The organism is Kitasatospora sp. NPDC004531 (assembly GCF_053602195.1).
The window spans coordinates 40423-66012 of sequence record NZ_JBSGDD010000008.1; the positions used below are offsets into that span (position 1 = coordinate 40423).

25 protein-coding genes are annotated in these 25590 nt (G+C 74.2%); 14 read left to right on the top strand and 11 right to left on the bottom strand.

Features of this window, described 5'->3' with window-relative positions; translation table 11 throughout:
* Positions 1-108: 108 nt before the first annotated feature.
* On the bottom strand, positions 109-1074 hold the full coding sequence (locus ACWEMJ_RS06055) for a helix-turn-helix transcriptional regulator (protein WP_452135753.1): 966 nt from the start codon (positions 1072-1074) through the stop codon (positions 109-111).
* A gap of 65 nt (positions 1075-1139) precedes the next feature.
* Here ACWEMJ_RS06055 and ACWEMJ_RS06060 point away from each other — a divergent pair, with 65 nt between their 5' ends.
* Positions 1140-1520 (top strand): VOC family protein, encoded by a 381-nt coding sequence (locus ACWEMJ_RS06060; RefSeq protein ID WP_452135754.1) that lies wholly within the window; start codon positions 1140-1142, stop codon positions 1518-1520.
* A 91-nt stretch (positions 1521-1611) separates the two neighbouring features.
* On the opposite strand, the gene ACWEMJ_RS06065 is transcribed toward ACWEMJ_RS06060, so the two are convergent.
* Complete coding sequence (locus tag ACWEMJ_RS06065; protein WP_452135755.1) at positions 1612-2298, bottom strand: aspartate/glutamate racemase family protein; 687 nt, start codon at positions 2296-2298, stop codon at positions 1612-1614.
* A gap of 181 nt (positions 2299-2479) precedes the next feature.
* Here ACWEMJ_RS06065 and ACWEMJ_RS06070 point away from each other — a divergent pair, with 181 nt between their 5' ends.
* Positions 2480-3217 carry a beta-glucanase gene (locus ACWEMJ_RS06070; RefSeq protein WP_452135756.1) on the top strand — a complete coding sequence of 246 codons (738 nt, stop codon included), beginning with the start codon at positions 2480-2482 and terminating at the stop codon, positions 3215-3217.
* Positions 3218-3693: 476 nt separating this feature from the next.
* Here ACWEMJ_RS06070 and ACWEMJ_RS06075 read toward each other — a convergent pair whose 3' ends face one another.
* Complete coding sequence (locus ACWEMJ_RS06075) at positions 3694-4311, bottom strand: HEAT repeat domain-containing protein (RefSeq protein ID WP_452135757.1); 618 nt, start codon at positions 4309-4311, stop codon at positions 3694-3696.
* 281 nt (positions 4312-4592) lie between these two features.
* Here ACWEMJ_RS06075 and ACWEMJ_RS06080 point away from each other — a divergent pair, with 281 nt between their 5' ends.
* Positions 4593-4799 (top strand): DUF6011 domain-containing protein, encoded by a 207-nt coding sequence (locus ACWEMJ_RS06080; protein WP_452135758.1) that lies wholly within the window; start codon positions 4593-4595, stop codon positions 4797-4799.
* Positions 4800-4815: 16 nt separating this feature from the next.
* Here ACWEMJ_RS06080 and ACWEMJ_RS06085 read toward each other — a convergent pair whose 3' ends face one another.
* Positions 4816-5574, bottom strand: coding sequence for an adenosylcobinamide amidohydrolase (locus ACWEMJ_RS06085; RefSeq protein WP_452135759.1), 759 nt, complete (start codon positions 5572-5574; stop codon positions 4816-4818).
* Positions 5575-5765: 191 nt separating this feature from the next.
* Between ACWEMJ_RS06085 and ACWEMJ_RS06090 the strand changes: the two genes are divergently transcribed.
* The 5 genes from ACWEMJ_RS06090 (at position 5766) to ACWEMJ_RS06110 (ending at position 8833) form a co-directional block, all read left to right on the top strand.
* Positions 5766-6437: a TetR family transcriptional regulator gene (locus ACWEMJ_RS06090; protein WP_452135760.1), complete on the top strand. Its 672-nt coding sequence runs from the start codon at positions 5766-5768 to the stop codon at positions 6435-6437.
* 190 nt (positions 6438-6627) lie between these two features.
* On the top strand, positions 6628-6828 hold the full coding sequence (locus tag ACWEMJ_RS06095) for a DUF1918 domain-containing protein (RefSeq protein ID WP_380466885.1): 201 nt from the start codon (positions 6628-6630) through the stop codon (positions 6826-6828).
* 36 nt (positions 6829-6864) lie between these two features.
* Positions 6865-7563, top strand: a complete 699-nt coding sequence (locus tag ACWEMJ_RS06100) for a DedA family protein (RefSeq protein WP_452135761.1) — start codon at positions 6865-6867, stop codon at positions 7561-7563.
* A 68-nt stretch (positions 7564-7631) separates the two neighbouring features.
* The gene (locus tag ACWEMJ_RS06105; RefSeq protein ID WP_452135762.1) at positions 7632-8246 is read left to right on the top strand and encodes a hypothetical protein; all 615 of its coding nucleotides are present in this window, start codon (positions 7632-7634) and stop codon (positions 8244-8246) included.
* 41 nt (positions 8247-8287) lie between these two features.
* Positions 8288-8833 carry a hypothetical protein gene (locus ACWEMJ_RS06110; protein WP_452135763.1) on the top strand — a complete coding sequence of 182 codons (546 nt, stop codon included), beginning with the start codon at positions 8288-8290 and terminating at the stop codon, positions 8831-8833.
* A gap of 116 nt (positions 8834-8949) precedes the next feature.
* Here the strand turns inward: ACWEMJ_RS06110 and ACWEMJ_RS06115 are convergent, their stop codons facing one another.
* Entirely contained in the window at positions 8950-9693 is a 744-nt protein-coding gene (locus tag ACWEMJ_RS06115; protein WP_452135764.1) for a PIG-L deacetylase family protein, read from the bottom strand.
* Between the two features lie 17 nt (positions 9694-9710).
* Positions 9711-10361, bottom strand: coding sequence for an NADPH-dependent F420 reductase (locus tag ACWEMJ_RS06120; protein ID WP_452135765.1), 651 nt, complete (start codon positions 10359-10361; stop codon positions 9711-9713).
* 371 nt (positions 10362-10732) lie between these two features.
* Here ACWEMJ_RS06120 and ACWEMJ_RS06125 point away from each other — a divergent pair, with 371 nt between their 5' ends.
* Together ACWEMJ_RS06125 and ACWEMJ_RS06130 are read left to right on the top strand one after the other, a co-directional pair.
* The gene (locus ACWEMJ_RS06125) at positions 10733-13654 is read left to right on the top strand and encodes a polysaccharide lyase family 8 super-sandwich domain-containing protein (RefSeq protein ID WP_452135766.1); all 2922 of its coding nucleotides are present in this window, start codon (positions 10733-10735) and stop codon (positions 13652-13654) included.
* Between the two features lie 104 nt (positions 13655-13758).
* Positions 13759-14166 carry a hypothetical protein gene (locus ACWEMJ_RS06130; protein ID WP_452135767.1) on the top strand — a complete coding sequence of 136 codons (408 nt, stop codon included), beginning with the start codon at positions 13759-13761 and terminating at the stop codon, positions 14164-14166.
* A 44-nt stretch (positions 14167-14210) separates the two neighbouring features.
* On the opposite strand, the gene ACWEMJ_RS06135 is transcribed toward ACWEMJ_RS06130, so the two are convergent.
* Positions 14211-14645 carry a MarR family winged helix-turn-helix transcriptional regulator gene (locus tag ACWEMJ_RS06135; RefSeq protein WP_452135768.1) on the bottom strand — a complete coding sequence of 145 codons (435 nt, stop codon included), beginning with the start codon at positions 14643-14645 and terminating at the stop codon, positions 14211-14213.
* 68 nt (positions 14646-14713) lie between these two features.
* Here ACWEMJ_RS06135 and ACWEMJ_RS06140 point away from each other — a divergent pair, with 68 nt between their 5' ends.
* Positions 14714-15115: a VOC family protein gene (locus ACWEMJ_RS06140; RefSeq protein WP_452135769.1), complete on the top strand. Its 402-nt coding sequence runs from the start codon at positions 14714-14716 to the stop codon at positions 15113-15115.
* Positions 15116-15144: 29 nt separating this feature from the next.
* Positions 15145-15735 (top strand): DUF6629 family protein, encoded by a 591-nt coding sequence (locus ACWEMJ_RS06145; RefSeq protein WP_452135770.1) that lies wholly within the window; start codon positions 15145-15147, stop codon positions 15733-15735.
* 14 nt (positions 15736-15749) lie between these two features.
* Here the strand turns inward: ACWEMJ_RS06145 and ACWEMJ_RS06150 are convergent, their stop codons facing one another.
* Positions 15750-16445, bottom strand: a complete 696-nt coding sequence (locus ACWEMJ_RS06150; protein WP_452135771.1) for a polysaccharide deacetylase family protein — start codon at positions 16443-16445, stop codon at positions 15750-15752.
* 298 nt (positions 16446-16743) lie between these two features.
* Here ACWEMJ_RS06150 and ACWEMJ_RS06155 point away from each other — a divergent pair, with 298 nt between their 5' ends.
* Positions 16744-17850 (top strand): calcium:proton antiporter, encoded by a 1107-nt coding sequence (locus ACWEMJ_RS06155; RefSeq protein WP_452135772.1) that lies wholly within the window; start codon positions 16744-16746, stop codon positions 17848-17850.
* Positions 17851-17935: 85 nt separating this feature from the next.
* On the opposite strand, the gene ACWEMJ_RS06160 is transcribed toward ACWEMJ_RS06155, so the two are convergent.
* From ACWEMJ_RS06160 to ACWEMJ_RS06170, 3 genes are all read right to left on the bottom strand, one after another.
* Positions 17936-22090: a DUF7507 domain-containing protein gene (locus ACWEMJ_RS06160; protein ID WP_452135773.1), complete on the bottom strand. Its 4155-nt coding sequence runs from the start codon at positions 22088-22090 to the stop codon at positions 17936-17938.
* A 101-nt stretch (positions 22091-22191) separates the two neighbouring features.
* Positions 22192-24033: a glutamine--fructose-6-phosphate transaminase (isomerizing) gene (gene glmS / locus ACWEMJ_RS06165; protein WP_452135774.1), complete on the bottom strand. Its 1842-nt coding sequence runs from the start codon at positions 24031-24033 to the stop codon at positions 22192-22194.
* 45 nt (positions 24034-24078) lie between these two features.
* Positions 24079-24354 carry a hypothetical protein gene (locus ACWEMJ_RS06170; RefSeq protein ID WP_452135775.1) on the bottom strand — a complete coding sequence of 92 codons (276 nt, stop codon included), beginning with the start codon at positions 24352-24354 and terminating at the stop codon, positions 24079-24081.
* 97 nt (positions 24355-24451) lie between these two features.
* Between ACWEMJ_RS06170 and ACWEMJ_RS06175 the strand changes: the two genes are divergently transcribed.
* On the top strand, positions 24452-25528 hold the full coding sequence (locus ACWEMJ_RS06175; RefSeq protein WP_452135776.1) for a winged helix DNA-binding domain-containing protein: 1077 nt from the start codon (positions 24452-24454) through the stop codon (positions 25526-25528).
* Positions 25529-25590 lie beyond the last annotated feature (62 nt).

Genomic DNA, 25590 nt, shown 5'->3' on the forward strand with positions numbered 1-25590 from the left:
AGTGTAGCCCCGCAGGTCGACGCTCCTGCCGGGGGGCGGCCCGGGCGGGCGGCGGCCGGGGAGCGCGAGCGCGGGCGCACCGGAGCGCGTCAGCCTTCCGCGTCGGCGTCAACTCCCCTGCCCTTCGGCCGAGTTGTCCGCCAGTAGCTCCCGGGTGCGGCGCACCAGCGCCTGCCGCACCTCGTCCGGCGCGAGCACCCGCAGGGGCGTCGCCAGGCCCAGCAGGTACCTGGCGAGGCCGTCCGCGTCCGGGCCGCCGATCTCCGCGACGGTGGCGTCGGGCCCGTCGGGCCGGTGGGTGCCGACGCTCGGCGGGATCAGCCGCAGGGCCCGGTCGAGCGGCAGCGGGAGGCGGACGGTCACGTACACCGGGTACGCGGCGCGGGCCAGCGAGCGGGAGACCAGCAGGGCGGGGTCGGGCGGGTCGGCGAGTTCGACCGGGCGCCCGGTGGCGCGGATCCGCCCGACCCGGTCCGCCCGGAAGGTACGCCACTCGCCGCGCGCGACGTCCCGGGCGACGAAGTACCAGCGCCGCCCGGTGGAGACCAGCCGGTACGGGTCGACCTCCCGGACGGTGGCCTTCCCGTCCCGGTCGCGGTACGACAGCCGGCTGCGCTCGCCGCGCCGGCAGGCCGCGGCCAGCTCCAGCAGCAGGCCGGGCGCGAGCGGCTCGCCGGACCTCGGGGTGTGCACCAGGGCGGCGTCCAGCTCGCCCAGCCGGTCCGCGGCCCCCGGCGGCAGCACCTGCCGGAGCTTCAGCAGTGCGGACAGCGCCGCCTGGTCGCCGCCGAGGACGCCGCTCAGCGCGGCCTCGCGCAGCCCGACGGCCACCGCGAGCGCCTCCTCCTCGTCCAGGATCAGCGGCGGGACGCGCGCGCCGGGGCGCAGCCGGTAGCCGCCCCACGGGCCGGGGTCGGACTCGACGCCGTAGCCGAGATCGCGCAGCCGGGCGACGTCCCGGCGCACCGTGCGGTCGGTGACGGCCAGCCGCTCGGCCAGTTCGCCGCAGGTCCACGACGGCCGGGTGGACAGCAGGGAGACCAGGCGCAGCAGGCGGGCGGAGGTGGTGATCACGTCCGGAAAGTGTGCCGCACGACCAGGACCGATCCTGTCCTGGTCGGGTCGTAGCGTCTGTCGGCATGAGCACTGAGAACACTCCGGTGATGCGCTACGCGGCCGTCACCTTCGACTGCCCCGACCCCGCCGAGCTGGCCCGTTTCTACGGCGCGGCGACCGGCCTGCCCGTGCTGTACGCCACCGACGGCTTCGTGCTGCTCGGCCAGGAGGGTGCGGCCGGGCTGGGCTTCAACCGGGTCGCCGACCACCGGCCGCCGAGCTGGCCGGACGAGTCCGGGGCGAAGCAGGCCCACCTGGAGCTGGGCGTCGACGATCTGGACGCCGCGCAGGCCCGGCTGCTCGACCTGGGCGCGCGCCGGCCCGACTTCCAGCCCGACCCGGACCGCTGGCGGGTCCTGCTGGACCCGGCCGGGCACCCGTTCTGCATCTCCGCCCTGGTCTGACCGTTTCGGCCGGGCGGGCGGCGGCGGGGCGGCCGAGCGGCCCTGGGCGGCCCTCGCCGGCGGCCCTCACCGGCGGCCCGCGCGGCCGGCGTCAGAGTGCCGCTTCGACCGCCGCCTCGGCGTGGATCCGGGTGGTGGGGAACACCGGCACCGGGCTGTCCTGTTCGCCGATCAGCAGCTCGATCTCGGTGCAGCCGAGGATCACCCCCTGCGCGCCCGCCGCCACCAGTTCCGCGATCACCTCGCGGTACGCCTCGCGGGACTCCTCCCGCACCACCCCAAGGCACAGCTCCTGGTAGATCACCCGGTGCACCGTCTCCCGCCCGGCCGCGTCCGGCACGATCACCTCCAGGCCGTGGGCGGCGAGCCGGTCGCGGTAGAAGTCCTGTTCCATGGTGAACGCCGTGCCGAGCAGCCCGACCCGCTCGACTCCCGCCGCCAGCACGGCCGTTGCCGTCGCGTCGCCCAGGTGCAGCAGCGGGGTGCCGACCGCGGCGGCGACCTGGTCGGCCACCTTGTGCATAGTGTTGGTGCAGATCAGCAGCAGCTCCGCGCCGGCCGCCTCGACGGACCGGGCGGCCTGCGCGAGCAGGTCGCCGGCCGCCTGCCACTGGCCGGCGGCCTGGAGCCGCTCGACCTCCGCGAAGTCCACCGAGTACAGCACGCACGTGGCGGAGTGCAGTCCGCCGAGCCGTTCCCTGGTGAGCTCGTTCAGCAGCCGGTAGTACTGCGCCGTGGATTCCCAACTCATGCCGCCGAGCAGCCCGATCGTCTTCATCGCGCCAGCGTGTCACACCCGCCGTTCCCGTCCCGGCCGTCCCGTCCGTCCCCGCCGCGCACCCGCGCGCGCCCCCACGCCGGCGCTCGCACCCCAACGCGCCGGTTGATCGGAGGTCGGCAACCGGTTTTGCCGGGAATGCCCACGGATGAACCAATCGCACGACCCGGGAGAGTGTCCGGTGACCGAAGTGATCCCCCCGAACGGCGTCCCCGCCGCCGATCCCGCCGTCGTCTTCGACGCACCGTTCTCGGACACCTCCCAGTGGGCCGCCGGCGCCTCCTCCGCGTACCCGCCCGACGGCCGCAACAGCGGCGACAACAAACTCGACCACCTGGTACGGGGGTTCGGCCCGGCGGGCGACGAGTTCGCGGCCGTCCGGGAGAACCCGTTCAGCTGGCGCACCCCCCTGGTGACCACCGAGAACACGGCAGGCGGCTTCGAACTCCGGCCGGAGGACGTGCTGGAGGCCCAGTGCCTGCTGTCCGCCACCCAGGGCGCCTGGCCCGCCATCTGGACGTGGGGCCGCGACCTGCCCTCCGGCCGCTCCCAGCCCGGCCACGGAGAGGTGGACGTCCTCGAGTACCACCCCGACCACCCGCGCATGCTCGAACTCAGCAACCACGTCAACCCCGGCAACCCCGCCTACGTCGACAACCTGGTCACCCCTGGCACCTGGTTCACCATCGCCTGCCGCTTCGGCACCGACTCCGTCACCTGGTCCGTCGACGGCCGCCAGGCCCACACGGACGGCCTGGGCGTCGGCCCCGACTGGCGCGCCTGGATCATCGTCAACCTGTCCGTAGCCGCCGGCCAATGGGGCCACCTCCGCCCCCGCCCCGACGTCCGCCGCATCTCCTGGCACTGCCGAAGCCTCCGCGTCCTGCGCCCGACACCGCCGCCGCCAGCAGCAAGCTGAACGGGCAACTGCCGCCCTGAGCAACGGAGTTGGCCCGCCGCAGCAACGTACTGGAAGCCGGTCGGCCTCGCGGGCGATGCGGACGGCACCGGGCGACAGGGGCGGGCGGGCGGGCGGCGGTATCGCACGGCTCGCCACCGTCCGCCGCCGAACGCGAGGGCCTTCACCTCGCCTGCGGCGAGCGGGCCCGCGAAGGCGGTCAGGACTCGGGCGGTGAGGGCCGGGTCGACCGCGGCGCCACCGGCCGCGCCCCGTCCGGGTCGCCTCGGCGAGCCGCTCCGGCGGGACGTCCTCCGACATGACCCTCGTCACCCCGGCAGCCGGCACGGCCTGCAGCACCGCCGGCCCCGGCGCGCCGTCAGGCTCAACACCACGCAGCCGGGCAGCCGTTCGCGCAGCGCACCCGCCTTCGTCCGGCCGGCCGACTGCCCTCCGGCAGGGGGCTGACCGCTGGGCCTTCTCCCGGATGGGCCCCTCTACAGGGGCGAGTACACCTGGTACTTGCCCTGCAGGGACGAGGTGGCTGCGTCGGCCACGTCGGCTCGGGGCCCGGCTGCACATCCCTGGAGGAACGCGGTGACCCGGGTGCCCGTCCATCCTGCCGCGGCGGCTGCGGCCCAGAACCGGCGGCCGTCGTAAGGCTCCAGGGGATCGAGGTAGTCGAGGATGCAGTCGATCGTGGCCGTATCCAGGAGGAGTCGCTGCATGGCGACGGCGCGCAGCGCACCGTCGGCGAGCATCGGGGTGCCGGCTTCCAGGCACCAGCGCAGGGAGTCGGCCGTTTCGTCCGGCGTGCTCAGCCGGATGATGGCGTCGCCGAGCGCCGTGTACACCATGGTCGCCTCGAAGGATCGCTGGGCGAGTTCCCGGATCAGGTCGCGGGCGGGTCGGTGGCCGCATGCCCCGAGAGCCATGACCAGCTGGTACTGGGTCTCCCACGTGCGGGTGTCGCGGACCTCCCGTTGCAGGGCCTCGGTCAGCGACGGGCCGGCGGCGGGATCCGCAAGCCGCCGCAGGCGCGCCGCAGCGGAACGCCGCTTGGGGGAAAGCCGGTGACCGAGCTGCGCCACTGCTTCGTCCAAGGTCAGTGCCATCTCGAATCCCGTCCGCTCGGTTCCATGCCGGTGAAGGGTAGGTCTTCGCGCTGACACCGCACTTCGCGGCTCACGGCGCTGGACTGTCCTGCCGCCGGTCGAGACGGCTCGGCGGGGGCCCACTGCCCGTCAGGATCGCCTGAAGGTCCCGGCGTCGGGGCTGTGGGGCGTCCCGGACATCTCGGCCGGATCCCTGGCGATACGGGCGAAAAGCGGAGGTCAGGCGGGTCTTCGCGGCCCCCGGTCGCGCGGGTGCCGAGGCGGAATGGTGAACTGGAGGGATGAGCACCGACCTGAAAGTCACCGAACCACCGCTGCCGGGGACGGCCGTCGAGCGCCGCCCCGCCCCGGTCGTCCGGTGCCGTCGGTGCCACCGGCCGCTGCGCGCGCCCGAGTCGAGGTGGGAGAAGCTCGGCAAGCACTGCGCCGACGCCCCCGAGCGCACCCGGGTCTACGTCATCGACCAGGACCAGCTGCCCGGGACCTGAGCCGCCGGAGCGACCGTCAGTGGGTCAGCACGTCGGCCAGCTCGCAGCCCCGCACCGTCGCCGGATGCGTCGGCGGCCCGTCGTACTCGGCGCGGCGCCCCCGGTCCAGCACCGCCCCCTCGAACACCGCCGCCCGCACCGCCCGCGCCAGCCGGGAGCCCCAGTGCGAGCGCGGGCCGCCGAACGGCTCGGCCGGCTCACCCGCCACCGGCGTCCGGACCGCTATGCACACCGCGTCCGACGGGGTGCCCGAGCAGTCGTGACCGGCCTCCAGCAGGGCCTGCACCTTCGCCTCGGTGGCCGTCGCCAGCAGGTTCACCAGCCCCGCGTCCGCCACCGCCGCCGGGACCACCGCCAGCACGTTGATCGTCCCGGGCGCATAGGCAGCATCCGCGCCGGGTACGGCAATTGACGATCCGTCAGGCTCGGCCGCCGCCCAAGTGGGCACCCCGATACCGGTGGTGACCACCGCCGTCACCCCGCCGTCCGCCGCCCAGGTGCAGGCGTCCACCTCGGCTGCCGTCATCAGACCCACGCCGGGCCCCACCAGGCCCTGCGCGGCGGCGAGTTCGGCCAGGTGCGCGTCCGGGTCCAGCCGCCCGTAGCCGGCCCGGACCTGCGCGTTGAGCACCCAGTGGCGTTCGCCGAGGCCGCCGCCGAGCACCCCGGAGCTGACCATCCGCCAGCCCGGCCCGGCCCGCCACACCAGCAGGTGCCGGCACGCGCCGTCCTCCAGCCGCCCGGCCCGCTGCACCGCCACCGGCCGCCCGTCCACGCCCGTCACCTCCGGCCCCGCCCTCTCGTCCCATGCGCGTCCCGTCCGCGTCGCGTCCGCGTCGCGTCCGCCGTCGCGATCGCGTCCCGTGCGCGTCCCGTCCGCGCTCGAACGGCCACCCAATCACACCGCCTCGCCGACCTGGCACGGGGATTGGCCGCGACGCGACCGGATGCGGCAGAGTGTCCGCCATGACCGCGCAGCCCTCCGCCACCGCCTCCGCCCTTCGCGCCCCGGCGGCCGGTGCTCGCCGCCGCCCGGTGCAGCAGCGCAGCCAGGAACGGTACGAGCGGCTGCTGGACGCCTGCGCGAGCCTGCTCGACGAGGCCGGCCCGGCCGGGCTGACCACCAAGGAGGTCGCGCAGCGCGCCGAGGTGCCGATCGGCACCCTGTACCAGTTCTTCTCCGGCAAGGAGGGCCTGCTGGCCGCCCTCGCCGAACGCAACCTCGCCGTGTTCCTCGACGGCCTGGCCCGCCGCGTTGGCGCCGCCGGCCGGCCCGGCATCGCCGAGTTCACCGACCTCGCGGTCGAGGAGTTCGTCGCCATGAAGCGCACCCTGCCCGGCTTCGGCCACCTGGACTTCGGCCTGGTCGACGCCGTCCCCTCCTCGGTCGACGACCTGCACCTGCTGGACGCCGAGCTCGACAACAACGCGGCCGTCGCCCTGCGCCTGCGCACCATCGGCGGCGAGCTGTTCGCCGCCCCCGGCTACGCGCTCGCGCTGCGGGTCGCCATGGAGTGCGCGGACGCCGTGCTCAAGCTCGCCTTCCGGGCCGCCCCCGACGGCGACCCGCAGCTGATCGCCGAGTGCAAGCGCCTGGTCCGCAGCTACCTGGCCACACCGCCCGCGACCGCCGACTGACCCGCCCCGCGCCGACCGGACCGACACCCGCCCACGCGCCCCGGAGCCGCGGGCCGACCCGCCTCCCCGCACGGCCGGCCGACCGATTCCGCCATTGCACCGCCCGGAGCGTCGCCGCACAGTGGAGACAGGGGTCCGTCCCCGTCCCGCCGGTCCCGCCCACCGGTCCCGCCGAACCGCAGGAGCAGCGATGCAAGCCACAGTGGGAGACCACGTCCACATGTACAGCAGGTCGGTCGGCATGACCGACCGCAAGGGCGAGATCGTCGAGGTGCGCGGCACCGACGGCGAGCCGCCCTACCTGGTCCGCTTCGAGGACGGTCACGCCGGCCTCGTCTACCCCGGCCCCGACTGCGTCGTCGAGCACCGCCTCGCCGAAGAGCAGCGCTGATCCCGGGCCGCGGCCCGGTGGGAGGAGCGGTCCGTCTTGCCCCCACCCCTGCCGGGCCCGCTGGCCCAACTCGCGCCACTGTTGGACGACTACGGCTACCTGGCGGTCGGCGTCCTGGTGTTCCTCGACAACTGCGTGATCCCGGTGCCGGGCCAGACCATCCTGGTGCTGGCCGCCGTCTACGCGGGCGCCGGGCAGCTGTCGCTGCCGGTGGTGCTGACCGTCGCGGCGCTGGCCGCGTTCGCCGGCAACGGCCTCGCCTACCTGATCGGACGCACCGGCGGCCTGGCGTTCGTCCACCGCTGGGGGCGGTACGTCCGGCTCACTCCCGACCGCCTGGCCCGCGCCGAGGACTTCTTCCGCCGCCGGGGCACCCTGGTCGTCACCGGCGCCCGCTTCGTCGACGGCCTCCGCCAGACCAACGGCCTGGTCGCGGGCACCACCGCGATGCCCTGGCAGCGCTTCCTGCCCGCCAACGCGGCGGGCGCGGCCCTGTGGGCGGGCGTCTGGACGGCCGTCGGCTACTTCGCGGGCAGCAACATCACCGCCCTGTACCGCCAGGCCGTCCGCTACCAGGTACTGCTGCTGGCCGCCGTCCTCGCCACCGTCGCCCTGCTCGCCGCCCGCGCCTGGCTGCGCCACCGCAACCGCCCGGCCCGCGACGCCGCCGCCGGCCGGATCCCGCACCAGGACGAGGGCGAGGACGTGCCCGCCGACGGCAGCGAGCACCGCTGAGCTCCCGTCGGAAAGTGGGACGGCGCGCGCCCTGTCACGGCCCGGGGACTTCCGCGATCATGGAACGCATGGCCGACGAGTTCGACGGTCCGTACGTGATCCGGCACGCCCGGACGGGGCGCGCCGTGGCCGGCGTCGCCCTGCTCACCCTGCTCGCCGCAAGCACCTTCACCCCGTTCGGTGCGGGCGTGGGCCGCCTCCCGCTCCTGATCGCCCCGGTCCCGCTGTGGATCGCGGCGGCCTGCGCCGGCCGGCGCACGATCGCCGAGCTGGACCGGCACGGCATCACCGTGCACCGAGTACCGCCGCTCCGCGACCGGCCCGAGTTCGCGCCCTGGTCCGAGGTGCTGTCCGTGGACTGGCGGACCTACCGCCACAACGACGTCCTGACCGTGACCCGGCGCGCCCCCGCAGCCGTCGCCCCCGCGCTCGATCCCGGGCGCTCGGAGATCGACGACTACCTCGTCAACACCGTCGGCCTCGACACCGTCAGCGCCTACTGGGGCGCCGCCTGGATGCGACGCGCCACCACCCTCAGCGACCTCGACCCCGTCCTGCTGGTCTCCGCGCTGACCCGGCTCGCACCCCAGGTGCGGATCTTCGGCCCGCTCGGCGAGCTCGCACTCGACCTGTTCCCTGACAACCCGGCCGCCACTGACGCGCCGCCGGAGGGCGGTCCCTGATCCCCCTGTTCCGCCCCCGGGCCATCCGCCATCATGGGCGCATGCCCGACGGATTCGACGGTTCCTATGTGGTCCGGTTCGCGTGGACACGGCGCGCCGCGGCCCTGTTCGTCGTCACCACCCTGATGGTCGCGAGCGGCTTCGTGCCGGGCATCGCGGGCCCGGACCACCTCCAGTTCGCGTTGGTCCCGATCCCGCTGCTGCTCGCACGGATCTGCTCCGGCCGCCACAAGCTCGTCGAGCTGGATCGGCGGGGCATCACCGTGCACAGGCCGCCACTGATCCGCCGCACATCCGAGTTCATCCCCTGGTCCGACGTCCTGAGCCTGGAATGGGGGCGGAGGCTCGGCGTCGAGCTGCTGACCGTGAAACGCCGCCGCGACCCGGCCCCCGTCCGTTCCGACCTCGTCGGCGAGCTCCTGCGCGCCGTCCGGATCGAGCGCGACACCGGCCTCAGCGACCTCGATCCCGTCCTGCTGGCCTCCGCGCTGACCCGGCTCGCGCCCGAGGTGCGGATCGTCCGGATCGGCGACCTCCCGCCGCAACCGGTCCACACCGGAGCGGAGCGGACCGGCCCGCCCCGATAGGCACCGACGCCGCACAGCCGGGCCGGGCCCCGGGAACCCGGGCGGGACGGACCCGGCCCGCGCGAGCCCGGGCCACGAGAACCCGGCCCGCGAGGATCCGGCCCCCGGCTCCGGCCTCAGCGGAAGCTGATCACCTCGAAGGACGCGGCGAACGCCGTGCCGAGGCGGCTCCCGGCGGCGCGGCCCATCGACTCCAGGAACTCGGCGGCGTTGGCCATCTCGCCGCCCAGGCCGTCCAGGTAGGCGCGGTGGGCCTCCAGCGAGGCGACGCCGGCGGCGAACGTCCCGGTGGTGTCGACGGCGTGCAGCCCGTCCGGCGAACCGGCCGCCCAGAGCTGGCGGACGCCGTTCCACGGCTGGTGGCCCTCCGCCGTGAGCTCGGGGAACACCCAGCGGTTCCCGGCGTCGCGCACCGCGTCCAGCGCGGCCCGGCCGGTCGCGATGTGGTCCGCCTGGTTGGGGAACACCCCGCCGTAGGTGTCGCGGAAGTTGGTGGTGATCACGATGTCCGGGCGGTGCCGGCGGATCGCCCGGGCCAGGTCGCGGCGCAGCGGCAGCCCGTACTCGACGATGCCGTCCGGGTAGCCGAGGAACTCGACGGTGTCGACGCCGACCAGGGCCGCGGACTCGACCTGTTCGCGTTCGCGGATCGGCCGGCACTGGGCGGGCTCCAGGCCGTCGATGCCCGCCTCGCCGCTGGTGACCATCAGGTAGCCGACGCGCTTGCCCTGGCCGGTCCAGCGGGCGACGGCGGCGGCCGCGCCGTACTCCATGTCGTCGGGGTGGGCGACGATCGCCAGGGCGCTGTTCCAGTCCTCGTCCAGCGGGAGGTACGGGGGCTGTTCGACGGGGGTGCTCATGACGGTGCCTCCCGGGCTCAGTTCGCGGTGCGGATCGAGTAGTTGAAGTCGGCGTGGCCGTAGTGGCGCATCAGCCGCATCCAGAACGGCATCAGCATCTCCGTCCCGCGGGCCGCGTCGATCCCGCCGAGGTCCAGCACCCGCTCCGCGGGCCACCCGAACTCGCCCAGCACCGCGACCACCTGCGCCTTGGCGTCGGCGTTCTCCCCCGCGACGAACAGCTGGTGCTCGCCGGGGATCCTGTCCGGGTCGACCATCACCGTGACGGTGACGGTGTTCAGCGCCTTCACCACCCGGCTGTCCGGGAGGGCGCGCTGCAGCTGCTCGCCGACGCTGTCGGTGTTGACCGGGTCGAGCGTCATCTCGCCGGTCGGCGAGAACACCAGCGGGTTGGAGACGTCCAGCACCGTCTTCCCCGCCAGGTGGTCCTTCCCGGCGAGCTCGACCGCCGCGACCGCGACGGTCCCGCCGGTGGCGACGATCACCAGCTCCCCGAACTCCGCCGCCTCCGCGAACGTCCCCGCCCGCCCGCCGGTGCGCTCCGCCCAGTCGGCGGCGGCGGCATTGCCCTTGCTGCGCGAGCCGAGAACGACGTCGTGCCCGAGGGCGACCAGCTTGCCGCCCAACGTCTGCCCGACCGTCCCGGTCCCGAGAATTCCGATCCGCATGACTGCTCCGTCCCCGTCCGACCCGAAAATCCGAACGCACCCTACCCGACGCCCTCCTGACGCCCACTCACCCCCGCCCGCCCCTCCCGGCGCCGCCCTCCCCGCCCCGCTCACCACCATGCGACCGACACCGCCCCTGCGCCACCCACGACGCCCTCGGGTGCGGAAAGCGCTTACCAGCGGCATCCGGAAAGCGTTTTCCCGTTGTTGTGCGGGGGCATCGCGCCCCGCCGACCGCGCCGACGCGAACCCGCACGCCGCGCGCGTGGAAAGCGCTTACCGAGCGCCGTCCCGACCCGTTGACGCCCCTGCGGGAAAGCGCTTACCGTCGGCACCCGGAAAGCGCTTTCCCACCCCCTCACGGAGGCGTCGTGCCCCTGCCCGCCCTGTCCCGTCGCACCCTGCTCCAGGCCGGCACCGCCGGCGCGCTCACCCTCGCGGCCACTGGCGCCGGCACCGCCGCCGGTCCCGCCGCCGCCGCGAGCACCGATCCGTACGAGACGCTCCGCCTGCGCTGGGTCGCGCTGCTGACCGGCACCGGGTTCGACCCGGCCGCGGACCCCTTCGCCGCCGCCCTGCGCGCGCTCGGCGACCGCGCCCGCGCCCAGCAGCAGGCGATGGCCCCGACGGCCGGCTCGCTCTGGCCGGACCTCCCGCTCGGCTCCGTCTCCGCGAACATCACCGGCAGCTTCGTCCGCCTGCGCACCATGGCCCTCGCCTGGGCGCAGCCGGGCACCGGCCTGACCGGCGACGCCGCCCTGGCGGCGGCCGTCACCTCGGGCCTCGACCGGCTCTGCGCCACCGCCTACACCGCCACCGCGACGGCGTACGACAACTGGTGGGACTGGCAGATCGGTTCGCCGCAGGCCCTGCTCGACACCTGCGCCCTGCTGGCGCCCCTGCTGACGCCCGCCCAGCTGTCCGCGTACTGCGCGGCCGTCGACCACGCGGTGCCGGACTCCAGGGTCGCGTCCTACTCGGGCACCAGCACCGGCGCGAACCGGGTGGACCTCTGCCGGGTCCTGGCCCTGCGCGGCGTCGTCGGCAAGTCCTCCGCGAAGCTCGCCACCGCGTCCGCCGCCCTGTCCCCCGTGTTCCCGTACGTGCTGACCGGCGACGGCCTCTACCCGGACGGTTCGTTCGTGCAGCACACCTGGGTGCCGTACACCGGCTCCTACGGCGAGGTGCTCCTCGGCGGGCTGAGCCGGCTGTTCGCGCTGCTCGCGGGCTCGTCCTGGGAGGTCGCCGACCCGCAGCGGCAGAACGTGTTCGACGCCGTCGATTCGGCGTACGCCCCGTTCCTGTTCAACGGCCTGGTGATGGACTCCGTGGTCGGCCGGGCCAGCAGCCGCGGCCTCCAGTCCTCCGATCTGCTGCACCTCCAGCAGGACGACCACGGCCGCGGCCACACCATCATCGGCCACATCCTGCGGCTGGCGGATTCGGGTGCCGCCCCGGCCGCGCAGTCCGCACTGTGGCGGGCGGCGGTGAAGGGCTGGATCGGCCGCGACCACTACCGCCCCTACCTCGCGAACGCGGCCGTGGACGTCCCCGAACTCGCGCGCGCCCAGGCCCTGTTGGCGGACGGAGCGGTCTCGGCGGCGGCGGAGCCGGTGGGCGCGCGGGTGTTCGCGATGGACCGCGCGGTGGTGCGGCGGCCGGGCTGGGCGGTGTCGCTGTCGATGTGTTCGGCGCGCACCACGTTCTACGAGACCGGCAACGGCGAGAACGTCCGCGGCTGGCACACCAACAACGGCCTGCTCGCGTGGTGGAACGCCACCACCGGCAACGGCCAGTACACGGACGCCTTCTGGCCGACCGTGGACCCGTACCGCCTCCCCGGCACGACCGTCTCGACGAAGAAGCTCGCGGACACGGCGGGCGGCGCCTGGGGCGCGGCCCGCCCGGACAGCACCTGGGCGGGCGGCGCCACCGACGGCACGTACGCGGCGGTCAGCCAGGCGGTGCGCGGCCTGTCCTCGACGCTCAGCGGCTGGAAGTCCTGGTTCCTGCTGGACGATTCGGTCCTCTGCCTGGGCGCGGGCATCAGCTGCGCCGACGGCGTCCCGGTCGAGACGGTGGTCGAGAACCGCAACCTCGGCGCGTCCGGCACCCACGCGCTCACGGTGGACGGGGTGGCGCAGCCGGTGACCACGGGCTGGTCGCAGCGGTTCACCGGCGCGAAGTCGATGGCGATCGCCGGCTTCGGCGGCTACGTCTTCCCGGGCGGCGCGACGGTGCAGGCCAAGCGCGAGGCGCGGACGGGCAGTTGGCACGACATCAACTCCGGCGGGACGACCGAGGCGCTGACCCGCCGCTACCTGACGCTCTGGTTCGACCACGGCACCGACCCGTCGGACGCGGGCTACGCGTATCTGCTGCTGCCGGGCGCGGACGCGGCGGCCGCAGCGGCCCGGGCGGCCTCCCCGACCGTCACGGTCCTCGCCAACTCCTCGTCCGTGCAGGCGATTTCGGACTCGGCGTCCGGTGTGACGGCGGCGAACTTCTTCGCCCCGGGCAGCGCCGGTCCGATCACCGTCTCGACGCCGTGCTCGGTGCTGGTCCGGGAGTCGGGCGGCACGCTGAGCGTCTCGGTGGCCGACCCGTCCCGCACGGTCGCCGCAGTGCGGGTGACGGTGGCGCGGCCGGGCTACCTCTCGGCGGACCCGGCCACCGGCGTCACGGTGCTGTCGGCGGGCCCGTCCGTGCAGCTGCTGGCGGAGCTCGGCGGCACCCAGGGCGCGAGCCGCACGGTGGCGCTGCGCGCCTCGGGAGCGGCGGCGTCCGCGACCGCCGTGCTGCTCGCGCCGACCCAGGACACCTACGTCCGGGACGGCTCGTACGCCGACACCAACTACGGCACGGCGAACACCCTGACGGTGAAGAACACCGGGACCACGGGCTCCGGCTTCTCCCGGCGGGCCCTGCTCGCCTTCGACACCTCGCAGTTGACGGGGACGGTGCGGCGCGCGGTGCTCTGGGTGCGCGGCGCGGTCGCGGATTCGGGCGGCACCGAGACCGACCTCCAGGCCTTCGCCACCGCGCCCGGCTCCTGGCAGGAGACCGCCGCCACCTGGAACCGCTGCCCGGCCCCGGCTTCCGCGCTCGGCACCGGCCGCATCTCCACCGCCCCGGACTGGGTGGCCCTGGACGTCACCGCCGCCGTCACCGCCGACCCGTTGCTCACCCTGACGGTCGGCCAGCCGGCGGGCCGGGTCGGCCTGGCGGTGAACCTGAACAGTCGCGAGAACGCCGCCCACCCGCCCGTCCTGCAGGTCATCACCGCCGACTGACTCGGCGTCACCACCGCAACTCCGGTCCGAACAACCGGAGTTGCGGCACCCCGCGAACCGCCGCCCGCCGCCCGCCCCGCGAACTCGCCGAGCTCACCGCCGACTTGCCCGCCGTCACGGTCACCTCCCACGGCATGGTGGCGGATGCCAAGGAAGTCCTCCGGATCGACCAGAAGTGGAGCTCGGTCAAGCGCGGGGGCCACTGGGTGGTCCCGCACCGCCTCGAACTCTCCGTCGAATGGTGCGACGTGACGCTCGACTTCACCCAGGCGGTGATCACCCACGACACCCTGCACCTCGACGTCGACATGATCGGCAAGACCCTGACCCTGATCGTCGGCCCGGGCACCGTGGTCGACACCGACGCCCTGACCCTGGAGTTCAGCCGCGTCAAGAACCGCACCCCCGCCCCCGGCGCGCCGCCCACCCTGCACATCGAGGTCACCGGCGAGAAGCGCTTCGGCCGCATCACCGTCCGCCCCCCACGCCGCTCCCTCCGCCGCTCCCCCTGAGCCCGCCCCCGCCGACTGCTCCACGGCCCGGAACGGTACCGGCGTCACCCGTGCAGGCGCAGCAACAGACCGTGCAGGGCGGCGCGTTCGGCTGCGCCGAGGGGGGCGAGGACGGTGTCCTGGACGTCGCGGGCGAGGGTGTCGAGTTCGGCGAGGCGGGCGGCGCCGGCGGGGGTGAGGGTGAGGGTGAGGCGGCGGCGGTCGGCGGGGTCGCGGGTGCGGTCGAGCCAGCCGGCGGCGGCGAGTTGGTCGGCGGCCTTGGCGAGGTCGCTGGGGTCGAGGCGCAGGCGGGTGGCGAGGTCGCGCTGGGTGTGCGGGCCGAAGTCGGAGAGGGCGGCGAGGGCGGCGTGGTGGTAGAGGCGCAGCCCGTCGGCGGCGAGGAGTTCGGCGAGCCGGTTGCGGGCGTCCTTGCCGACCTTGGAGAGCAGGTAGGTGGTCAAGTCGAGGAGCGCGGGCGGGGTTTGGGTGGGGTCGGTCATGTCGCCCATGGTAGGTGCGGCCCTATAGTGGGTCCACACCCACGATTCCGCCGTTCCCGGAGGACCGAATGGACGCGCTCCACCCCCGCCTGCTGGTCGCCGACTTCGCCGCCTGCTTCGCCTTCTACGACGCCGTCCTGCCCCCACTGCTCGGCGCCCACCTGGTCAAGGGAACTGCCGAAGGCCCGTACGCCCACTGGGACTTGGGCGATCAGGCCGTGCTGTCCCTGTTCGACCGGTCCGCGATGGCGGCCGCCCTCGGCACCGACACGCTCCAGGGCCCGACCCCGGCCGACACCGGCATGTTCGTCTGCCGGGTGACGGACGTGGACGCGGCCTACGCGCACGGCCTGGCCCACGGCGCGACGCCCGTCGCGCCGCCCACCGACCGCCCGGAGTGGGGGCCGACGCTGCGCAGCGCCCATCTGCGCGACCCGCAGGGCACGCTGATCGAGTTCCAGTCGTACTGATCGCGGGGGCCGGTCGATACGCTGACGGGATGTGCTGGAGCGCCGGGGCGGATCTGCTGGTCGGCAGCGCCGTCTCGGCGGTCGGCGTCGCCACCCTGCTGCGCGCGGATCGTCCACACCAACTCCCGCTGGCCGCACTGCCGTTGCTGCTGGGCGTGCACCAGCTGGTGGAGGCGGGCGTCTGGTCCGGCTGGGCGTGGGCGCGCACGGTGTGGGCGGTGATCGCGCTGCCGCTGCTGCCCGTGTACGTCCCGGCGGCGGTGTGGTGCGCGACCGGACGCCGCTCGGCGGCCTGGTTCACCGCGCTGGGCGCGGCCGTCGCCGTCCCGCTGGCGGTCGCCCTCGCCCGGCACCCGGTGGCGGCGCACCCGCACGGCCACACCCTCCACTACGCGATCGGCGTCCCGGCCGCCGGCCTGCTGCTGGCGGGCTACCTGGCCGCCACCCTGGGCCCGCTGCTCTGCTCCGGCGACCGCCGGCTGCGCCGTCTCGGCACGGTGCTCGGCGCGGGCGCGCTCGTCTGCGCCCTGCTGTGGCGCCTGGCGTTCGTCTCCACCTGGTGCGCGCTGGCCGCCGTCGCCTCCGTCCTGCTCCACGACTGGGCCCGAAGCCGCCGGTGAGGCGCGGCGCCCGGTCAGTCCGACAGTCGGACGAACCGCCGCCCCGCGTCCAGCAGTCGGGGCAGCGCCTGCGCGTAGCCGGGGCCGGTGCCCGCGTCGGGGTGGTTGAAGTGGCTGATCACCACCGAGCCGGGCGGGGCGGCGGCCACCGTCCGGGCCACCTGCCCGGCGTCGAAGGTCGCCCCGCCGTCGCCGTTCACCGCGAACCCGGCCACCCGCTCGCCGAGTTCGCCGACGATCCGCAGCGCGATCTCGTCGTAGTGCGCCGTCCCGGAGCGGAACCAGCGCGGCGGACGGCCGAGCAGCCCGGCCAGTTTCGCGGCGTTGTCCGCCACCTCCTGGTAGGCGGCTGCGGCGTCGGCGGTCCCGGTGATGCCGTACGCGGAGCGGCCGGTGACGGACAGCGGACGGTGGGCGGTGCCGTGGTTGCCGAGTTCGAACAGCGGGTCGGCGGCGAGTTCGCCGAACGGCCCGGGGTTGGCGTCGATCCAGCGGGCGTTCAGGAACAGCGTGGCGGGCACCCGGTGCCGGCGCAGCGTGTCGATCAGCGCCGCGTCGTACCCGTCCCCGCCGGGCCCGCCGCACGCGTCGAAGGTCAGCGCCAGCGCCCCGTCCGGCGCCTCGGCCACCACCCCGGGCAGGTCCGTGCCCCACTGCACGGGCCGCTGCCCCGCGTACCGGGCGACCACCTCCTCCCGGCTCGGCAGCACGGGGCTCGCCGAAGCAAAAGGCGACGAGGCCGGCGCCGCCGCAGGTCCGGCAGACCCCGAGGAGGCAACAGGCCCCACCGCCCCCGGCCGCCCGCACCCCGCCGCCAGACCGAGCGCCGCCGTCAGCACCGCCCGCCGTCCGACCATCGCACCGCACCTCACAGCCCGTACCTCACAGCCCGCACCTCACTGCCCGTACCTCACTGCCCGTACCTGACAGTCCGTCACCGTCCATCGTGACTGCTGCCACGAGTGTCACTTCCGGACCGCGCGGGTGCCGTCTGCGAAGCTCGGCCGTATGGCTTCTCCCAAGCAGCGACCGCACTACCTGCAGTGGACGACCGTCGCCCCGGTGATGGCGTTCCTGCTGCTCCTGGCGACCTGGCACCGTGATCTTCCGTGGCCGGTGGTGACGCTGGTGGCCTGCTTCCTGGCGGTGTCGGTGGTGTCGGCGGTGCACCATGCGGAGCTGATCGCCCATCGGGTGGGCGAGCCGTACGGTTCGCTGGTGCTGGCGGTCGCGGTCACCATCATCGAGGTGGCGCTGATCGTGACGCTGATGGCGGGCGGCGGCGACAAGAACGCCGGTCTGGCACGGGACACGGTGTTCGCGGCCGTGATGATCACCTGCAACGGGATCCTCGGCCTGTCGATCCTGGTCGGCGCGCTGAAGTACCGGGTGGCGGTGTTCAACGCGGAGGGCACGGGCGCGGCGTTCGGCGCGATCGCGACGCTGGCGACGCTGAGCCTGGTGCTGCCGACGTTCACCACCTCGAAGCCGGGCCCGCAGTTCTCCCCGGCGCAGCTGGCGTTCGCGGCGGCGGCGTCGCTCGTCATCTACGGCCTGTTCGTGTCCACCTTGACGGTCCGGCACCGGGACTACTTCCTGCCGGTGACGCCGGCCGGCGAGGTGGTGGACCCGATGGACGAGCACTCCGAGCCGCCGACGGTGCGGGAGACGTTGATCAGTGTCGCGCTGCTGTCGGTCGCCCTGGTGGCGGTGGTCGGTCTGGCCAAGGGCGTCTCCCCGACGATCGAGCGCGGTGTCGAGGCGGCCGGTCTGCCGAACGCGGTGGTCGGGGTGTCGATCGCGTTGATGGTGCTGCTGCCGGAGTCGATCGCGGCCGTCCGGGCGGCGGTCCGCAACCGGGTGCAGATCAGCCTCAACCTGGCGCTCGGCTCGGCGCTGGCGTCGATCGGCCTGACCATTCCGGCGGTCGCCGTCGCCTCCACCTGGCTGAGCGGCCCGCTCGAACTCGGCCTCGGCGCCAATCACATGATCCTGCTGGCCCTGACCGTCGCGGTCGGCACCCTCACCGTCATCCCCAAGCGCGCCACCCCGCTCCAGGGCGGCGTCCACCTGGCCATCCTCGGCGCCTACCTGGTCCTCGCCGTCAGCCCCTGAACCGTCAGCGCCTGCCCCCGGCAGGGAACCGCCCCCGGAGCCCGAAGGCCCCGGGGGCGGTCGTTCGCCACGCGAGCGGCAGGCGTCACGCCACCAGCCGGTCCGTCTCGGTCCGCCGCCGCGCCCAGTGCAGCAGCACCCCGCCCAGCGTCAGCAGCCCGCCGCCGGCGAGGCCCGCCGCGGCGAGACCGGCGGGCGAACCCGTCTCCGGCAGCTGACCGCGACCGCCGTGGGGAGCCTTCCCACAGCCCGTGCACTTCGTCACCGTCACGCCCAGCGACACCGGCCGGCTCGCCACCGCCGTCCCCTGCGGGTCGCGCGCCGTGGCCGTCGCCGTGTTGACCACCCGGCCGGCCCGCGCGTCGGCCTCCGTCACCAGGTACCTACCACGGCAGGTCGTGCTCGCGCCGGGGCTGAGGGTGGTGGCGTCGCAGACGACCTGCGCGACCCGGTCGTCACCGACGGCGACGTCCGTCAGCGCCGTCGTCCCGGTGTTGGTCACCGTGTACGTGTACGTCACGGTGTCGCCGGCCTGTACGGAGCCCGACACGTCGGCCTGCTTCGTGATCGACAGCGACGACGCACTCGCCGTGGTCTCCACCGTCGCCTCGCCCGGCGCGCTCTCCACCTGATGGCCCTCGGGGTCCAGGCCGTCCGCCCGGGCGATGTTCGTCACGTGCCCGGCCCGGGCGTCCGCCTCCGTGATCGTGTAGCTGCCGTGGCACTGCACGCTCTGCCCCGGGTCGAGGGCCGTCGCGTCGCAGGTCACCGACGTCACGTGGTCGTCCGAGACGGTGAGGTCGTGTACAGCCACCGGACCGGTGTTGGTGACGGTGTAGGTGTACTGCACCGTGTCGCCCGCATGGAACGGGCCGGCGGTATCGGCCTTCTGCGCGATCGACAGCTGCGCCTCGCCGACCACCGGCACCGTCACCTCCACCGCCGCACTCACCACCTTCCCGCCCTGCGGGTCCGTCCCCTCCGCGTGCGCCGTGTTCGTCACCCGCCCCGCCGCCACATCGGCCGCCGTCACCACGTACGAACCGCGGCACACCGTGCTCCGCCCCGGCTCCAACACCGTCACCTGGCACACCACCGACGCCACCCGGTCGTCCACCACGCTCAGGCCGTGAATCCCGGCCGTCCCCGTGTTCGTCACCGTGTACGTGTAACCCACCGTGTCTCCCAGGTGGAACGGCCCGGCGCCGTCCGCCGCCTTCTCCAGCGACAGCCGGCCCTCCCCCACCACCGGCACCGTCACCTCGACGGCGGGGCTCGCCACGTTCACCCCCTCCGTGTCCGTCCCCTCCGCGTGCGCCGTGTTCGTCACCCGCCCCGCCTGCACGTCGGCCGCCGTCACCACGTACGAACCGCGGCACACCGTGCTCCGGCCCGGCTCCAGCACCGTCGCCTGGCACACCACCGACGCCACCCGGTCGTCCACCACGAGCAGGCTGTGCACCGGGGCCGTCCCCGTGTTCGTCACGGTGTACGTGTAGCCCACCGTGTCGCCCAGGCGGAACGGACCGGCGCCGGTCGCCGCCTTCGCCATCGACAGCCGCCCCTCCCCGACCACCGGCACTGTCGCCTCGACGAAAGCGCTCAGGACCGTCACGCCCTGCGGATCCGTCCCCTCCGCACGGGCCCGGTTCGTCACGTTCCCCGCGAGGACGTCGGTCGCCGTCACCCGGTACTCGCCGTGGCAGGTCGTGCTGGCGCCCGGGGCGAGCGTCGTCGCGGCGCAGGTCACCACGGCGACGCGGTTGTCCGCGACCGTCAGGTTGGTCACGGCCGCCGTGCCGGTGTCGGTCACCGTGTACGTGTAGGTCACGGTGTCGCCCGCGCGGAACGGGCCGGCGCTGTCCGCCGTCTTGCCGAGGGTCAGCTCCGCGGTGCCGAGCACCTGGACGGTCGCCGAGGCGGGAGGGCTCTGGACCGTCTGGCCCTGCGCATCGGTGGCGGTGGCGTGGGCGGTGTTGGTCACCGAGCCGGCCTGCACGTCCGCCGCGGTGATCACGTACGTGCCGTGGCAGAGCGTGCTCGCGCCGGGGGCGAGCGTCGTCGCGTCGCAGGTCACCGCGGCGATGTGGTCGTCGCTGACCACCAGGCTGTTCAGGGTCTCGGTGTCGGCGTTGGTCACCGTGTACGTGTAGGCAACCGTGTCGCCGAGGTGGAACGGCCCGGCGCTGTCGGCCACCTTTCCGACGGTGAGTTCGGCGTCGCCCGAGATGTCGACGGTGGCCTGGGCGTCGGGGCTCCGCACCGACTTCCCTCGCGGGTCGAGGCCGTTCGCGTGGGCCGTGTTGGTCACCGAGCCGGCCTGCACGTCCGCCGCGGTGATCACGTAACTGCCGTGGCAGAACGTGCTCGCGCCGGGCGCGAGCGTCGTCGCGTCGCAGGTCACCAGGGCGATCCGGTCGTCCGTCACGGCCAGCCCGGTCACCGCCGCCGTGCCGGTGTTCGTCACCGTGTACGTGTAGGGGACGGTGTCTCCCTCGTGGAACGGGCCCGCGCCGGCCGCCGCCTTCTGGAGGGTCAGCAGCGCCTCGCCCACCACGGCGACGGTGGCCTGGGCCGGCGCGCTCACCGCCGTCTCGCCCAGCGGGTCGGTGCCCTCGGCGCGGGCGGTGTTCGTCACGGAGCCCGCCGCCAGGTCGGCCGCCGTGACGACGTAGGTGCCGTGGCAGGTGGTGCTCCGGCCCGGGTCGAGCGTCGTCGCGTCGCAGGTCACCGTCGCGACGTGGTCGTCCGCGACCGTCAGGTTGCTCACCGCCGCCGTGCCGGTGTTCGTCACCGTGTACGTGTAGGGGACGCGGTCGCCCACCTGGAACGGGCCCGCGGTGTCGGCCGACTTCGCGAGGCTCAGCTCGGCGGTTCCCAGCACCGGGACGGTGACCTTGACCGGCGGGGCCACCACCGAACCACCGCGCGGGTCCCTGCTGCGCGCGTTGGCGGTGTTGGTCACCTTACCCGCCGTCACGTCGGCGGCCGTCACCACGTACGTCCCGTGGCACAGGGTGTTCCCGCCCCGGGGGACCTCTGTCGCGTCGCAGGTCACGGTCGCGATCCGGTCGTCCGTCACCGTGATGGCGGTCAGCGGCGTCGTTCCCGTGTCCAGCACCGTGTACGTGTAGGAGACGGTGTCACCGAGGCGGAACGGACCTGCGGAGTCGGCGGCTTTCTGCAACAGCATCGCAGGGGTGCTGATCACCGTGATGGCGGCCACGGCGCGGTTGCTGTCCACCTGCTGCCCCAACGGATCGGTGGCGTGCGCGTAGGCGATGTTCGTCACGTAGCCGGGCAACACATCCTCCTCCTTCACCACGTAGGTCCCGTGGCACAGGGTGCTCTGTCCCCGGTCCAGCACCGTCGTGTCGCAGGTCACCGTCGCGATCCGGTCGTCCGTCACGGTCAGGTTGCTCAGCGCCGCCTGACCGGTGTTCGTCACCGTGTACGTGTACGTCACCACGTCGCCCGCGTCGTAGGGGCCAATGGAGTACGGCGCCTTCTCCAGTTTCAGCGAAGCCGGGCCGATGACCTGGACGGTCACCTGGGCCGGCGGGCTCTGCACCACATCGCCGTCGACGTTCCGGGCGCTCGCCTGGGCCGTGTTGGTCACGGAGCCCGCGTCCACGTCCGCCGGGAAGACCCGGTAGTTGCCGTGGCACAGCGTGCTCGCGCCGGGGGCGAGCGTCGTCGCGTCGCAGGTCACTGTCGTGATCCGGTCGTCCGTCACGACCAGGCCGGTCAACTCCTCGGTGCCCGTGTTGGTCACCGTGTACGTGTAGTAGACCCACTCGCCCAACCGGTACGGACCGGGCTGGTCCGCCGCCTTCTCCAGGCCCAACGCGGCGGCGGCGACGGCGCGCGGCGCCGCAGCCACCGGGACGGCCGGAGCAGCCGGAGCGGCGGCGACCGGACCTACGACCGGAGCGGTGACCTGGCCGCCCACCGGGCTCGCCACCGGGCCGCCCGCCCGTTCGGCGCCCGCGGCCCGGGCCCGTTCGGCGAGGCTGCCGAGCAGCCGGCCCGCTCCGGCGGCGGACGGAGCCGCGTGCCCCGGGCCCGCCGCCGCGCCGGCGACGTCCTCCTGGGACAGCGTGGAGCCCGGGGCAGCGTGACCGTGCGACGCGGGCTGGGCGGCCAGGCCGGTGACGACCAGGCCGAGGGTGGCTGCGGCGGTGAGGAAGCGGGCCGCTCGGGAGCTGAGCCGCAACGGTCTGCGGGAGGGACTCGTCATGCCTTTGACTATGTGCAGCCACTACCGACCGTTATCAGTTTGTCCGATTAATGCACCCGAGGAATCGCCCTGATGCACGAGCCCGCGCCGCCGCCCGGCCGTCACTCCACCGTGACGCTCTTGGCCAGGTTGCGCGGCTTGTCCACGTCCCGGTCGAGGGCCACGGCGGCGTGGTAGGCCAGCAGCTGGAGCGGGATGTTGAGCAGCAGCGGGTCGAGCTCCGGCTCGCTCTTCGGGACGACGATGCAGTGGTCGGCCAGCCGCGCCTCGATCGGGCGGTGCGCGACGGCCAGCACCCGGCCGGAGCGGGCCTTGATCTCGCCGAGCGCGGTGAGGTTCTTGTCGAGCAGCTCGTCGTCCGGCACCAGGGCGACGGTCGGCAGTTCGGGGCTGATCAGCGCCAGCGGACCGTGCTTCAACTCGCTCGCGGGGTACGCCTCGGCGTGCACGTAGGAGATCTCCTTGAGCTTCTGCGCGCCCTCCCGGGCCACGGGGTAGCCGCGCACCCGGCCGATGAACATCATGCCCTGGCTCTCGGCGTACTCGACGGCCAGCTTCTCGATCTCGGCCTGCTGGTCGAGGACTTCGCGGATCTGCGCCGGAAGCGCCTTGAGCGCGCCCACGATGCGGCGGCCGTCGGCGGGCGACAGGTCGTGGATCCGGCCGAAGTGCAGCGCCAGCAGGGCGAAGGCGACCACGGTGGAGGTGAACGCCTTGGTGGAGGCGACGGAGATCTCCGGTCCGGCGTGCAGGTAGATGCCGCCGTCGCACTCGCGGGCGATCGCCGAGCCGACGGTGTTGACGACCCCGAGCACCCGCCCGCCCTTGCGCTTGATCTCCTGCACGGCGGCGAGCGTGTCGTAGGTCTCGCCGGACTGGCTGACCGCCACGTACAGGGTGTCGGCCTCGATCACCGGGTTGCGGTAGCGGAACTCGGAGGCCGGCTCGGAGTGGGCGGGGATCCGGGCCAGTTCCTCGATCAGCTGCGCGCCCATCTCGCCCGCGTAGTACGCCGATCCGCAGCCGAGGATCTTCACCCGGCGGATCTCCCGCAGCTCCCGGGCGTCCAGGTTGAGCCCGCCCAGGTGCGCGGTGCAGAACCGCTCGTCGAGCCGGCCGGACAGCGTCCGCTCGACGGCGCCGGGCTGCTCGTGGATCTCCTTGAGCAGGTAGTGCGCGTAGCCGCCGGTGTCGTACGAGCCGATCTCCCAGTCCACGGTGGACGGCTGCCGGGTGACGGTGCGGGCGTCCTCGGTGAAGGTGCGGAAGCCGTCGGCGCGCACCGTCGCCAGCTCGCCGTCCTCCAGGTGCACCACCTGCCGGGTGTAGCGGACCAGCGCGGAGACGTCGGAGGCCGCGAACATCTCCTTCTCGCCGATGCCGAGCACGATCGGGCTGCCGTTGCGGGCCACCACGATCCGGTCGGCCTGCTCGGCGTCCAGCACCGCGATGCCGTAGGTGCCGACGACCAGCTTGAGCGCGGCCCGCACCGCGTCCTCCAGCTCGCCGCCGTCGGCGCGGTGCGCGGCGATCAGGTGGGCCAGCACCTCGGTGTCGGTCTCCGAGCGGAACACCGCGCCGTCCGCCGTCAGCTTGGCGCGCAGCTCGTCGGCGTTCTCGATGATGCCGTTGTGCACCACCGCGATCCGGCCCGCGTTGTCGGTGTGCGGGTGGGCGTTCTCGTCGGACGGGACGCCGTGGGTCGCCCATCGGGTGTGGCCGATGCCGGTGCCGCCCTTGAACCGGGCGGGCAGCGCCGCCGCCAGGTCGGCGACCCGGCCCTTGACCTTGCAGACCTTCAACTTCGCCGGGACCGACTTGGTGGCGGGGGCGACGACCGCCACGCCCGCCGAGTCGTATCCCCGGTACTCCAGGCGCTGGAGGCCCTCCAGCAGGAAGGGCGACGCGTCCTTGGGGCCGATGTAGGCCACGATTCCGCACATGACGTGGACTCCTGGTGTTCGAGGGTCGGTCGGACGGGGGCTCGGTCAGCCGTAGACCATCCGCCGCAGCTGACGCACCGACAGCTGCGGCGCGGCCACCCGGCGGGCGGCCAGCTCCGCGCCGAGGCGGGCGAAGATCCGATCGTTGGTCAGGCCCCTGGCCTGGAGCTCACCGTGACGGCGGCGCACGTACTCCTCCGTGGACTCGGAGAAGTACGCGAGCACCTCCGCCAGGACCCGCGCCGCCTCCCCGGGGGCCAGCGCTGTGGTCCGGGCGAGATGGGCGAGCAGGTCCTCATGAGGGTGCGGTGAGGCAGGCACGTTCGGGGAGCCTAGGCGTGAAGTGTCCATTTGCCAAAGATCCTGCCCGATTTCGGGCAGGACCGCGAGCCAATGGCGGCCTCGGTACCGTTCTCCCATGCGCGCACTCCCGTTGGACGACGACCGGGCCCGGGCCCTGCGAACCCGCGGGCAGGGCCTCGGCGAGCCCTTCGCCTCCGCCGCCGAGGCCGTCGAACGGGTCGTCGGCATCCAGTCGCAGGACACCCGCGCCGGGGCCCTGGGCATCCGGGTCCGCACCCGCGGCCTCACCGCCGCCGACCTGCGGCGCGCCCTGGAGGTCGACCGCACCCTGGTCCGCGGCTGGTTCCTGCGCGGCACCCTGCACACCGTCGCCACCGCCGACCTGCGCTGGCTGCTCGCCCTGCTCGGGCCGCACATCCTGCGCCTGAGCGCCCGCCGGCACCGCGAACTCGGCCTCGACGAGAGCGTCTGCGACCACGCCGAGACCGTCATCACCGACACCCTCGCCGCCCAAGGCCCCACCACCCGCGCCGAGTTGACGCGCCGCCTGGCCGCCGCGGGCCTCCCCGCCGACGGCCAGGCGCCGTTCCACCTGATCCGCCGCAGCGCCCTGCGCGGCCGGATCTGCTTCGGCCCCGACCGGGACGGCGAGGCCACCCACGTGCTGCTCGCCGACTGGCTGCCCGACGCCCCCGACGGCCCCACCGGCGACGCCGCCGTCGCCGCCCTCGCCCGCCGCTACCTGCGCGCCCACGGCCCCGCCACCCCGGAGGACTTCACCGGCTGGTCCGGCCTCCCCGCCGCCGCCGTCCGCCGCGCCTGGCCCTCCCTCGCGCTGCTCCCCGTCCGCGTCCAGGACCAGGACTGCTTCCTGCCCGCCGACCGCGCCGCCGAACTCGACGCGGCACCGGACCCCGAACCCGCCGTCCGCCTCCTCCCGATGTACGACAACTACCTCGTCGCCCACCGCAGTTCGGCCCTCGCCGTCCCCGCCGCACACCAGAAGCAGATCCGCCCCGGCGGCGGCCAGATCCGCGCCGCCGTCCTCACCGACGGCCTCGCCCGCGGCACCTGGTCCTGGCACCGCGACCACGCCGAAGTCACCCTCTTCGCCCCACCCACCGAACCCGACCCGACCCCCGGCATCGCCACCGAATCCGCCGACATCGCCCGCTTCCTGCGGCAGTCCTGAGCACCGCCGCCCGCTCCTGCCCTATAGTCCGCGTTTGAACGCGTTCGATTTTCCGATTCGGC

Bases quoted from the DNA above. Each gene is read 5' to 3' on its own strand.
- ACWEMJ_RS06060 (WP_452135754.1), top strand. From the start codon at position 1,140: ATGAGCACTGAGAACACTCCGGTGATGCGCTACGCGGCCGTCACCTTC.
- ACWEMJ_RS06065 (WP_452135755.1), bottom strand. From the start codon at position 2,298: ATGAAGACGATCGGGCTGCTCGGCGGCATGAGTTGGGAATCCACGGCG.
- ACWEMJ_RS06075 (WP_452135757.1), bottom strand. From the start codon at position 4,311: ATGGCACTGACCTTGGACGAAGCAGTGGCGCAGCTCGGTCACCGGCTT.
- ACWEMJ_RS06080 (WP_452135758.1), top strand. From the start codon at position 4,593: ATGAGCACCGACCTGAAAGTCACCGAACCACCGCTGCCGGGGACGGCC.
- ACWEMJ_RS06090 (WP_452135760.1), top strand. From the start codon at position 5,766: ATGACCGCGCAGCCCTCCGCCACCGCCTCCGCCCTTCGCGCCCCGGCG.
- ACWEMJ_RS06095 (WP_380466885.1), top strand. From the start codon at position 6,628: ATGCAAGCCACAGTGGGAGACCACGTCCACATGTACAGCAGGTCGGTC.
- ACWEMJ_RS06105 (WP_452135762.1), top strand. From the start codon at position 7,632: ATGGCCGACGAGTTCGACGGTCCGTACGTGATCCGGCACGCCCGGACG.
- ACWEMJ_RS06110 (WP_452135763.1), top strand. From the start codon at position 8,288: ATGCCCGACGGATTCGACGGTTCCTATGTGGTCCGGTTCGCGTGGACA.
- ACWEMJ_RS06115 (WP_452135764.1), bottom strand. From the start codon at position 9,693: ATGAGCACCCCCGTCGAACAGCCCCCGTACCTCCCGCTGGACGAGGAC.
- ACWEMJ_RS06120 (WP_452135765.1), bottom strand. From the start codon at position 10,361: ATGCGGATCGGAATTCTCGGGACCGGGACGGTCGGGCAGACGTTGGGC.
- ACWEMJ_RS06135 (WP_452135768.1), bottom strand. From the start codon at position 14,645: ATGACCGACCCCACCCAAACCCCGCCCGCGCTCCTCGACTTGACCACC.
- ACWEMJ_RS06140 (WP_452135769.1), top strand. From the start codon at position 14,714: ATGGACGCGCTCCACCCCCGCCTGCTGGTCGCCGACTTCGCCGCCTGC.
- ACWEMJ_RS06145 (WP_452135770.1), top strand. From the start codon at position 15,145: ATGTGCTGGAGCGCCGGGGCGGATCTGCTGGTCGGCAGCGCCGTCTCG.
- ACWEMJ_RS06155 (WP_452135772.1), top strand. From the start codon at position 16,744: ATGGCTTCTCCCAAGCAGCGACCGCACTACCTGCAGTGGACGACCGTC.
- ACWEMJ_RS06160 (WP_452135773.1), bottom strand. From the start codon at position 22,090: ATGACGAGTCCCTCCCGCAGACCGTTGCGGCTCAGCTCCCGAGCGGCC.
- glmS (WP_452135774.1), bottom strand. From the start codon at position 24,033: ATGTGCGGAATCGTGGCCTACATCGGCCCCAAGGACGCGTCGCCCTTC.
- ACWEMJ_RS06175 (WP_452135776.1), top strand. From the start codon at position 24,452: ATGCGCGCACTCCCGTTGGACGACGACCGGGCCCGGGCCCTGCGAACC.